Annotated in this window: 11 protein-coding genes; 4 read left to right on the forward strand and 7 right to left on the reverse strand. The window is 39.6% G+C overall.

Annotation, left to right across the window (positions count from 1 at the left end; genetic code table 11):
• Positions 1-415: 415 nt before the first annotated feature.
• The 3 genes from tilS to AC5JL8_RS38555 all read right to left on the reverse strand — a co-directional run bounded on the left by tilS (position 416) and on the right by AC5JL8_RS38555 (position 3,239).
• Complete coding sequence (gene tilS, locus AC5JL8_RS38545) at positions 416-1,435, reverse strand: tRNA lysidine(34) synthetase TilS (RefSeq protein ID WP_495884943.1); 1,020 nt, start codon at positions 1,433-1,435, stop codon at positions 416-418.
• A gap of 435 nt (positions 1,436-1,870) precedes the next feature.
• Entirely contained in the window at positions 1,871-2,506 is a 636-nt protein-coding gene (locus AC5JL8_RS38550) for a hypothetical protein (RefSeq protein WP_495884944.1), read from the reverse strand.
• Between the two features lie 406 nt (positions 2,507-2,912).
• Positions 2,913-3,239 (reverse strand): YbjQ family protein, encoded by a 327-nt coding sequence (locus tag AC5JL8_RS38555; protein ID WP_495884945.1) that lies wholly within the window; start codon positions 3,237-3,239, stop codon positions 2,913-2,915.
• 477 nt (positions 3,240-3,716) lie between these two features.
• Here AC5JL8_RS38555 and AC5JL8_RS38560 point away from each other — a divergent pair, with 477 nt between their 5' ends.
• Positions 3,717-4,397 (forward strand): tetratricopeptide repeat protein, encoded by a 681-nt coding sequence (locus AC5JL8_RS38560; RefSeq protein ID WP_495884946.1) that lies wholly within the window; start codon positions 3,717-3,719, stop codon positions 4,395-4,397.
• Between the two features lie 2 nt (positions 4,398-4,399).
• Here the strand turns inward: AC5JL8_RS38560 and AC5JL8_RS38565 are convergent, their stop codons facing one another.
• The 3 genes from AC5JL8_RS38565 to AC5JL8_RS38575 all read right to left on the reverse strand — a co-directional run bounded on the left by AC5JL8_RS38565 (position 4,400) and on the right by AC5JL8_RS38575 (position 6,617).
• Positions 4,400-5,302, reverse strand: a complete 903-nt coding sequence (locus AC5JL8_RS38565) for an ABC transporter ATP-binding protein (RefSeq protein ID WP_495884947.1) — start codon at positions 5,300-5,302, stop codon at positions 4,400-4,402.
• A 21-nt stretch (positions 5,303-5,323) separates the two neighbouring features.
• Positions 5,324-5,512: a hypothetical protein gene (locus AC5JL8_RS38570; protein WP_495884948.1), complete on the reverse strand. Its 189-nt coding sequence runs from the start codon at positions 5,510-5,512 to the stop codon at positions 5,324-5,326.
• Positions 5,513-5,711: 199 nt separating this feature from the next.
• Complete coding sequence (locus AC5JL8_RS38575; RefSeq protein WP_495884949.1) at positions 5,712-6,617, reverse strand: peptidoglycan-binding domain-containing protein; 906 nt, start codon at positions 6,615-6,617, stop codon at positions 5,712-5,714.
• Between the two features lie 576 nt (positions 6,618-7,193).
• On the opposite strand from AC5JL8_RS38575, the gene AC5JL8_RS38580 reads away from it, so the two are divergent.
• Genes AC5JL8_RS38580 through AC5JL8_RS38590 form a run of 3 tightly spaced genes read left to right on the forward strand, consistent with a single transcriptional unit; the run spans position 7,194 to position 8,708 of the window.
• Positions 7,194-7,808 carry a hypothetical protein gene (locus tag AC5JL8_RS38580; protein ID WP_495884950.1) on the forward strand — a complete coding sequence of 205 codons (615 nt, stop codon included), beginning with the start codon at positions 7,194-7,196 and terminating at the stop codon, positions 7,806-7,808.
• A gap of 39 nt (positions 7,809-7,847) precedes the next feature.
• Complete coding sequence (locus AC5JL8_RS38585) at positions 7,848-8,045, forward strand: hypothetical protein (RefSeq protein ID WP_495884951.1); 198 nt, start codon at positions 7,848-7,850, stop codon at positions 8,043-8,045.
• Between the two features lie 27 nt (positions 8,046-8,072).
• Entirely contained in the window at positions 8,073-8,708 is a 636-nt protein-coding gene (locus AC5JL8_RS38590) for a hypothetical protein (protein WP_495884952.1), read from the forward strand.
• 10 nt (positions 8,709-8,718) lie between these two features.
• Here the strand turns inward: AC5JL8_RS38590 and AC5JL8_RS38595 are convergent, their stop codons facing one another.
• Positions 8,719-9,444, reverse strand: coding sequence for a Nif3-like dinuclear metal center hexameric protein (locus tag AC5JL8_RS38595; protein WP_495884953.1), 726 nt, complete (start codon positions 9,442-9,444; stop codon positions 8,719-8,721).
• Positions 9,445-9,767: the final 323 nt, after the last annotated feature.

Genomic DNA, 9,767 nt, shown 5'->3' on the forward strand with positions numbered 1-9,767 from the left:
TTCATCCACCTCAAATACTGATTAACGGAGTTCTAATACTCGTTCATCCACCTCAGATACTGATTTAGGACTTACGCACTGAAGCCTGAAACCCTGATCCCCTCTAATCCCCCCTTTTGAAGGCTACGGTGTACACACATCTGTGTACTAAACCGAAATCATTGTAGATCCGTCATTATCCTCCTTTTTAAGGAGGACTTTGAGGGATTTTAGCCCCCCTTTTTAAGGGGGTTGGGGGATCTGAGTGCGTAAGTTCTGTGATTAACGGAGTTCTGATACTCATTCATCCACCTTATACCAAGTTGCGTTCCGTTGTAGTAATCTTTCGTTAGGGGAGATTGCTTCGCTCCACTTTGTTTCGCTCGCAATGACAGTTGCTACTTTTGATTGCAACTTGGTATTAGATACTCATTAATTACAATTGTTTAAGGCAAATCCAATTGTCTTGAACTTGGGCGATCGCACCTCCAGGAAATGGATCTGTTTGCGAACGGTTTGGTGCTGTAATTAAAGCTGTTAATTTTTCGATGTGTTCAAAAGTGGGCGAGTCAGGAAGTATTTGTTGTAAAACTTGACGCATGACACGACGTTGTAACGCCAGTGGTGCTGTTTGCAATACCCGACGATTGAGGCGTAGTGGTAAAGAATCAGAAGATAAGGAAACAGAGAAACCAGGATTTTCCTTATTATCCCCTCTGATCGCTTCTTCCCTCAAGTTCTGGGTTGCTTGCTCTAAATATTCCACTTCTGCTTGCAGTAGTTCCGCAGTTTGCGCTAAAGTTGACTCTACTTTTGGGTTGAAATTCGTTTGCAGATATGGCAATAACTCTTGGCGAATGCGGTTGCGGGCGTATTTTAAATCTTGATTAGTGGAATCTTCCCAAACTGGCAGATGAAAATCATGACAAAATTGTTCTGTTTGTGTACGAGTGATTTCTAAAAGTGGACGCACTAGCATAATGTCTGCAATCAGTGGCCGTTGCCAAGTAAGAGCCTGCAAACCATCAGCCCCAGTACCACGAATTAAGTTATAAAGGAGAGTTTCTGCGCGATCGCTTGCCGTATGCCCTGTAACAACATAGTGATAATTATTTGCTTGGGCGATCGTACTCAATGCTTGATACCGCCACTTACGTGCAGCAGCTTCATTAGATAAGGGCTGCGTAGCAGTTTCTAAATAAAATAATATATTCCAAGTTTTGGCTAACTTTTCTATATGGTTGGCATTAGCTTGAGAGTCAGGACGCCAGCAATGATCGCAGTGAGCAATACCTAAATGCCAGCCCCATTTTAGTTGTAAATCTAACAGTAATTTTATTAAGCACAGAGAATCTTGACCGCCAGAAACTGCCACTAATAACCGTTGGTTACGCTCAAATAAGTGGCGTTCTCGGATAGTGCGATGTACTTTTGCATGTAGAGGAGTCCATATCATTTTAAATTTTGAACCACAGACCGATGCAGATAATTTTCTATTCTATCGGTCTGCTCTGGATACATAAGCAGGCGATCGCAATTTTGAATTGTAAATTTCGCCAACCCCAAAGAAACTCATGCAATAAATTAGCCTTCATGAATTGCGGTCTAGACACATCGTAATGGAACTTAACACAGATTTGGCTTTATCGATTTCATTTTTTTTGGTTATAGTTCAAGTCAAAAATTTTTCAACTAAAGGTAAACGTCTGCTTTCTTTAATCAATAAAAACTCTAGATATCCTAAACAAATATAATTCAAGAGATATTTTCCACAATACGGTCAAATAAATCTAATTTTTATTTAAAGTTTACTTAATTTTAAATAACAAAAAGCACCTTGACTAAGGCGCTATTAAAATAAATTAAATTGGATGGAATTTTCAAAGATTTTTCAAGAATTGTAAGTGTTAGCTCTAGGACTACGAGCGCCAGCAACAGCTCCTATCAAGGAAGCGGCTAAACCTAACAAGGAACCTAATACAAACCACCACAAGCCTCTAGAGGTCGCAGCAGCAATTTCACGAGCTTGTTGGGCACTTACGTTGGGTATGTTTTGCGGTACATTTGCACCTGGTTGTTGTACTTGGTTGATTACTTCCCCTGCGTTTGAAGCAGCAACACCGAACGCACCAGACACTCCACTTGCTAATAGCCAAGAACTAAGAGCTAAAGTAGTTGCCCAAAGAATTGCACCATTAAGTAACGCTGTATTGCGGTTCATCGGGCCGCAAGCACGGGCTGTCATCCAACCACCAGTGAATAGCGAAATCAATAATCCTATAGTTGACCAAATACCTACATTACTTGCAACGTTCGGTGCAATTGTTCTAGGAGCTCCTGACCCTGCAACATTACCTGCGCCGATCGCACCAAACAATGCGCTTAATATCAATTGAGTAACTAAAGCAACTAATACACCTGATATAATTGGGCCCCAACGAACACGGTCATGATATTCAGCAGCTCGCCCTACTACCGCTTGGTCAGGAGGAATAACTTGGTCGCCTACTCGATTTGCATATGACATAGCTTATTTTCTCCCTTACTATTTACGTAAAGTTTCTTTTTTGGTAATTTTACGCTTACGTTTAAAATTAAATTGCTAAATAGGATTTTTTCTATCTATCACTAGAAAGAGTTATACACTCTATCTTTAGTAGTAATAGATTAGGACTTATTACAATAAAAAACTTTATTTATTTATTATTTACATTTTAATTTCTAAAAATAAATATATATTTTTTAATTAATAATACTAATTTTAAATTTAGCTGCGATCGCCAGAAAATCACTAAAATATTTTTTTAAGTTTAAATTCAAAGTGTTATAGAAAAAATTTTGGTAATATTTAATGGATAATAGTTAATTTGAAAACATCTATTACTATTATCCATAGGCTGGCAATGTAGTTGTGTTAATGAAACTACTAAAAACTAACGCATTTTCACAGCAGTACCTGTGGCAGTAATCAGTAAAAGAACTCCTGACTGGTCTACATTGATTGTGCCAGTATCAATTTCAATTCCAATTACAGCATCTGCTCCTAAACGTTGTGCTCTTTGTTCTAATTCTTCTAATGCCTTTCGTTGACCCTGTTCAAATAAACGTTCATAGCTGCCGGTGCGTCCACCGACAATATCACGAATGCCAGCTAAAAAATCCCGCAGAAAATTACTACCATAGACGACTTCCGCCGTTACAATGCCTAAATATGACTGAATTACTGCTCCTTGAATTACATCAGTTGTAGTTAAAATCATAATTTAGCCTCACAAATAGTACATCAGTTGGTCAGCTATATTCCCTGAAAATATTTTAGTTTTAACTTATCCGGTAATGAACAGATGAGGATGAATATTAAAAACGCAAGCTCGTACAATTTAGAACAAACAGCAGTAAGCTACTTTGCATTTATAATAGGGATATATCACAATATTAATGCTTTTTGAACTTATAGATTCATCTAAGGGCTATAATTTTAACTTTGCTATTTAATTTGGTTTCTCCAACAAAGTCTTCTATATTCCTGCTTACATACTTATTTGCGGAATATACTTTATATTTTATACTTACCATTCAACATTTCAGTAAAAACTCGTAAATTTATCACTGACACTTAGGTTCAGCTTCAAATATTATTAATATTTTATAAAAGTGAAAAAATACAGTTTGCAAAAATCAATATTTCTGTTTTAATGTACAAGAAAAAAGTTCCCTATGTTTTCAGGAATTACACTGTGTACAAACGGACATCATTTGTAGTTAGTGTTTTGTTATTAGGATGTTTTGCCACTACTATACCCTCAGTAGCTCAAGCTCAAGTCTTGCTCACACAAGCTAGAAATCCAGAGTTAAAGCAAATGCTTGAGGACGGACGGAGGTTGGTAGATGCTGGCGATTATGCTGGGGCGATCTCCGTTTATAAACAAGCGGCAAGTCTCGAACCCAAGAATGCTAAGATTCATTCTGGCATCGGCTACTTATATGCTCAACAAGGAAATTTTCAGGCAGCGTTAGCAGCCTATCGTCGCGCTCTTGCTATCAATCCCAACAATGGTGATTTTTACTATGCTGTAGGTTATATCAAAGGTAATTTAGGAGATATGCCTGGGGCGAAGGAAGCTTACCGCCGTGCCATCCAGATCAACCGTAACAATGTCAATGCCTATTTGGGATTGGCTGTGACGCAATCTCGTCTGGGAGACTACCAAGCAGCTAGCTGGGCATATGAGCAAGCAATCAACCTTGATCGCAACAATGCCCAGACTTATGAATTGATGGGTTCAATGTATAAGCAAAGACGGCAAACTAAACAAGCAAGCAACTTACTGGTAAAAGCCCGTGATTTGTATCAACGGCGAAATGATTTGGATGGCGTAGCAAGGGTAGAAGCAATGCTGCGAGATTTAGGAGGATGAAGTTAATCTAACTGGCGTCCCGTTAGTTCTACAAAAATATCTTCTAAGTTAGAGGGACGCACCATCATCCCGGTTTTATTCGGCTGTTGTTCTAGGTAGATGTTGGCTTGTTCTAAGGTGGGGAAAAATAAATATTCCCAACGGCGTGCGCCATCACCCTCCGCTTCGTTAACGCCTAGTTGTTTCATCACTAAACCTTCACCGTGAGCAGAACGCAATTGTTGCAGAGTTCCCAAAGAAATCAGCTTACCGCTATCCATAATACCGATGCGCCCTGGCTTGTCTGAGCCAAAGGCATCACACAAATACTCCACTTCATCCATATAATGGGTTGTCAGTAATATTGTCATCCCTTGCTTATTCAAATCCCGAATTATCTCCCAAAGACGACGCCTGGTTTGGGGGTCTAGTCCTACTGTTGGTTCGTCCAAAAACAGAATCTGTGGCTGATGCAACAAAGCTCTCGCTATTTGTAAACGTCGCTTCATACCCCCAGACAGGGTTTTTACCAAATCGTTACGTCTATCTGCTAGTTCGACGTACTCAAGCCATTGATTAATTTTTAACTGTCGCTGCGGGTTGGCAATGTGATGCAACCTTCCATGCAGTTCCATATTTTCCCAAACTGTTAAATCGCGATCTACGCTGATTTGCTGCAAGACTACACCAATACACTGTTTGGCTAGCATGGATTGGCTGACTATATCGTATCCACCTACCTTAATTCGTCCTTGAGACGGTTTTGTTAATGTAGTCAGCATCCGAATTGTGGTTGATTTACCTGCACCGTTGGGGCCAAGAAGCGCAAATATCTCCCCTGTCTCAATTGTGAATGACACGTCATTGACAACAGGAACTTGATTGTAAAACTTGTAGATATTTTCTAGTAAGACGGCAGCAGTCATGGATCAATGGCTAATAGTACTTCATCTAGGTTGAATATGCGATCGCGCGTATGAAGACACGCCTGTTTTGGTAGAACAGGGTTGGGCAACAGGGGGCACGGAAGCGATCGCCTCATCCTTAACAGGGATAAGATTGTTTAGCGCAAGTTTGCGTTTAAACCAGCTTACCCTTAATAAGCGATCGCTTTCACTTCTGTATATGGTGAGCATTGTAATGCGAAGAATAATTTACAGGAAAACTTTTGCCCACCTTTTCCAAATGTACTGAGTAACCATCATGAAATGTCTATACCAGGATGAAATTTTTTCTGCCCTGCTCCCCTGCTTTTTCAAGTCCAAGCCAGGGGTAGGCAGAAATTGTTCAATTAATTAGTATAGTTATGCCACAGCAAAATTGAGATGCAACACCTTATCCTGGGACAGTTTTTAATAAATCATCCCCAGGAATGATTGTGGTGTAAAATACATAGTCTTTATTAGCTAGATAGCGGCGGTCTTGTTTGATAATTGCCATGAATTCTCGATGTCCATCTCGCCTACGTCCAACTAAACAACCTGCACTAGCATTTTTAATATCATTTGTCGGAGCATCGTAGCCCCAGTGTTGATTAACTAGGAAAAGGCCTGTGTCGAGTTTGTCGCCAGTGCGTTGAAAATCTTTGTTGAAATCTCGATGAACAGTAATGGGCGCAACTTGTATCAATGCTTCGTGGCGGTCTGCATTGCCGTGGTATCCAACTGCCCAAGCTTTATATTGCCCAAATTTAATTCTGGCAGCTCCTTTAGAATTCATGGCATTGTAAGTATAGTATCTGCCTGGTTCAGTGGTAGCTTGCCAGTGATTGACAATTTTAGGCACACCCTCTACGATTTCGATGACAATTCTACGGTCATTAAATTGATTGGGTGTATCACTGTTAAGACTCCAATCTTCATTCATTCCTTCCACATAAACAATGTTGTATTGTCTGGCTCCGGTAAATACTTGATATTCTTGTTTAATCAAGTATTTCACAATTCTACTGGCGATGCTATTGCTTAGTTTTAAAGGTGGTTCAGGCAAATCTTCTGGTTTAGTTTCAATCAAGGACTTGGCTGTAACTGCTCCTAAAAAATCAGTTTCTCCAGCCTTAGTTAACTCTTGAAATTTTTTGAGTGCAGCCGCAGAAACAGGGCCAAACTTTCCATCTGCTGGAGGATCTAAAAGACCCAAGCCAATTAACAGAACCTGAATCTGACGAGTTAATTCTGCATCTTGTCCAATCGCCTCAAAGTTCCATTTCTCTTGTTTGCCTAAAAAATCTTGTAGTTTCATATATTACTTGCCTCCATTTATTTACTAGGTAGGTACAAATATGCTTTTGTAGATTGATTCTGTTTGAGAACATACCCTTAGATAGAAGTTCCCGTCAAAATTATTACTTAACTCTATACATTTTGGGTATAGATAAGTGTATAAGTCTTGCAAACTTATTACGTACTTAGTATATTTTTTAGTAAAACTACAAATAAATACGTATTAATTTTACTTATGACTGCAAAGCTAAGTTATCTCATGTTCGTTGGAACACTTTTATGGTTTATTGAGGTAGGTAATGGGTAATTCGTAATATTTTCTTCTTCAATTACCAACTACTTACTTGAACCAGTATATAAAGTGATTAACCGGACTTGATATTACAAGCTCAAAGCTAGTACTGTCAAGAAATTAAGTTTTTGTATAGATAAATTTACAATTCTTCGATATTTGTTTGATATTAGTTGAATACAGAACTAAACTAATTGCTGATAAAAAACTTAACTTTTTGTATAAATAGATTTAAAACTTAAAAAAATAAGTTAGTTTCATGGAACTAAAAAAGCAGTGCCATGACTGAAAGCGCCTATAGAAATGACAACAGAAATATTACTTCGTCTTCGTGATCTAAAACCGGAATATCAGAAGCTTTGGAATAGCTGCGAAATCAAACCGGAGAGTTTGAGCCTTACTCAAGAGATAGTTGCAAAAATACTCTCCAATCGGCCTCGTTACGAAATAGTGCAGCAAAAAATTAATGTACCTTGGTACTTCATTGCAGTCATCCATAATATGGAATCATCTTTGAAGTTCACTAGACATCTGCACAACGGCGATTCACTGAAAAATCGTACAATCAATGTACCATCTGGCAGACCAATCAGCGCCCCAATCAAAGGCTGGGCGGTAGGATATACCTGGGAAGAAAGTGCAATTGATGCTTTAATTCTTAAAGAATTTGACAAAGTAAAAGATTGGAGTCTAGCGGCACAACTTTGGCAGATAGAAAGATACAACGGTTTTGGCTATAGGCAGTTTCATCCAGAAGTTCTCACTCCTTACTTATGGTCAGGTACTAATCACTACACCAAAGGCAAGTATATAAGTGATACTCAATGGGATGCTAATGCAGTTTCTTCCCAAATTGGGGTAGCAGCTTTGCTCAAAATAATGATCAAAGCTGAAAATCTGCAAATTTCGATAGCTTAGAGGAAACTAGGGATTAAAGATTAGGGAAGAAAGATTTTCATGATGAGGGTTGCGAATACGCGATCGCGCGCAACAAAAAAAAGAGCTTTGCAATTGCTTTCCTACGATGCCTTTGGCAACCCCTCTGGGGAAAGCAATGACGAAATGACGTTATTGTTGCGTAAGTCCTGTAAGGATTGGATTGAAGCTGATATGAGGTTTGCGACAACTGAAGCCGCCTTTTCCATTGGAAAATAAGTACATAATGGAAGACAAGGAGCAATCATGACGGCTGATGTGACTAAGGCTACGCCTGATTTTTTAAACGCACTATCTCAAGCTGCGGCTACGTATCGAGGAGAGGGAGGCAAACTTCCCACGGCTTCTTTAGTGGTGGATGCGTTACTAGCAGCGGAAAAAGCTACCAAGCAACAACGGTTAACTTATAACTTTGAGTCTCTATTAGGTAAATGGCGGCTTTGTTTTGCTACTGGTACTCGTAAGGTTAGAAAGCGTGGGGGAATTGTCTTAGGTAAGGGTATTTATATGCCCAAGTTTGCAGCAGCGCATATTTGTTTTAGTGCTAGTTCAGAACAGGATTTAGGCAAAGGCGAAATTGGGAATCAGGTGCAATTCGGCCCAGTGTTGTTGAAGCTGACAGGGCCAGCGAAATATTTAAACAAGAAAAATCTATTAGCGTTTGACTTTACCCAAATGCAAATCAGTCTGTTTCATCGTGTTGTTTACAACGGGCAGATTCGCTCTGGTAAGGTTCAGAATCAAGATTTTCACACTCAACCTATAGCTAAACTACCTTTCTTTGCTTTCTTTGTGGTTACGGAAGATTTTATCGCAGCGCGGGGTCGTGGTGGAGGGCTGGCGCTTTGGATTCGGGAAACCGGAGATAAAGCCACAAAGTAATTGGGCAAACCTAACTGTCATAATACGTAAAAACCTTTAAATTAGACCAGCGTTCTTGTAGCACTCCAGACAATGAACGTAAACCCCAGACTTCGCTGCGACGATGCCCAACTGCGATCGCTCCTATTTTAGTTTCTCGCATCGCTTCTTGAGCTGGCTGTCGAAATTGTCCTGTGATGTAAACATCAGCGCCACGGTCTGATGCTTCACGTACTAACGCATCTGTCATTGCACCAACAACAGCAATACGTATCACATTAGTATTAACTGCTGCACATACTTGGTCTTGTCCGCCAAAAATTTGCGTGATACAACTGCACAAACTCGCAAAGTTTTGAGTAGGAATTTCTCCTAACATTCCAATTGCCCTGTTTTCTTTTTCTCCCAATATTTCTAAACCAGACATCCTCAAAACTTGCGCCAAGCGAAGATTGAAACCTATTGTTAAGCACTCATCAAATGGTAAATGATAGGAAATTACTCCAAGTTCAGGCGAAATTTTCTCTGCGTCTAGTTTCCAGGGTCGATGTAAAAACAGTGCGTCTAAACGCTGGGCACTTACCCACTCTGGTAACTGCGCCCAAGGTTCAAGTGCTAATCCTATACGTTTTACAGGATTGGATGTTGCCAAATATACGCCTCCTCTTTCGCTTGTGGGGAAGCGCTCAACAGCAAAGAAGCAGTTAAGGAACTCTATTATCTCTTCTATAAAAATTAAATTGCATTCAGACTTCATTCATCTGTGAGGCTAATAGTTTTTAGTAGGGTGGGCAATACCCACCTTACGTGTAGTACTTTTAGGCAAGCCGGAAATATCGGTATTAGGGACTTACAACTAAAAAAATATCCCATCGCTGTGTAGGCAGGGGGCAGGGTGCGGGGGGCAGGGGGAGAAAGAAAAATATTATTATCTGAGTCAATTGGATAATTTATTTTCTGTCAGTCCCTTATACGAAATACAATTAGGACTTATACTTTCCTACGACCGTAATGACGAAGCTACGTTAAGCTAATCGGCATTTAAGCTGCAATATACTTTACATTGCCTTTATTTTTAAT

It is taken from the genome of Mojavia sp., from assembly GCF_059505145.1.

What these genes read in the sequence shown, in the direction of transcription:
- tilS (WP_495884943.1), bottom strand. Translation starts at nt 1,435, where the DNA reads ATGATATGGACTCCTCTACATGCAAAAGTACATCGCACTATCCGAGAA.
- AC5JL8_RS38550 (WP_495884944.1), bottom strand. Translation starts at nt 2,506, where the DNA reads ATGTCATATGCAAATCGAGTAGGCGACCAAGTTATTCCTCCTGACCAA.
- AC5JL8_RS38555 (WP_495884945.1), bottom strand. Translation starts at nt 3,239, where the DNA reads ATGATTTTAACTACAACTGATGTAATTCAAGGAGCAGTAATTCAGTCA.
- AC5JL8_RS38565 (WP_495884947.1), bottom strand. Translation starts at nt 5,302, where the DNA reads ATGACTGCTGCCGTCTTACTAGAAAATATCTACAAGTTTTACAATCAA.
- AC5JL8_RS38570 (WP_495884948.1), bottom strand. Translation starts at nt 5,512, where the DNA reads ATGCTCACCATATACAGAAGTGAAAGCGATCGCTTATTAAGGGTAAGC.
- AC5JL8_RS38575 (WP_495884949.1), bottom strand. Translation starts at nt 6,617, where the DNA reads ATGAAACTACAAGATTTTTTAGGCAAACAAGAGAAATGGAACTTTGAG.
- AC5JL8_RS38580 (WP_495884950.1), top strand. Translation starts at nt 7,194, where the DNA reads ATGACAACAGAAATATTACTTCGTCTTCGTGATCTAAAACCGGAATAT.
- AC5JL8_RS38585 (WP_495884951.1), top strand. Translation starts at nt 7,848, where the DNA reads ATGATGAGGGTTGCGAATACGCGATCGCGCGCAACAAAAAAAAGAGCT.
- AC5JL8_RS38590 (WP_495884952.1), top strand. Translation starts at nt 8,073, where the DNA reads ATGACGGCTGATGTGACTAAGGCTACGCCTGATTTTTTAAACGCACTA.
- AC5JL8_RS38595 (WP_495884953.1), bottom strand. Translation starts at nt 9,444, where the DNA reads ATGAAGTCTGAATGCAATTTAATTTTTATAGAAGAGATAATAGAGTTC.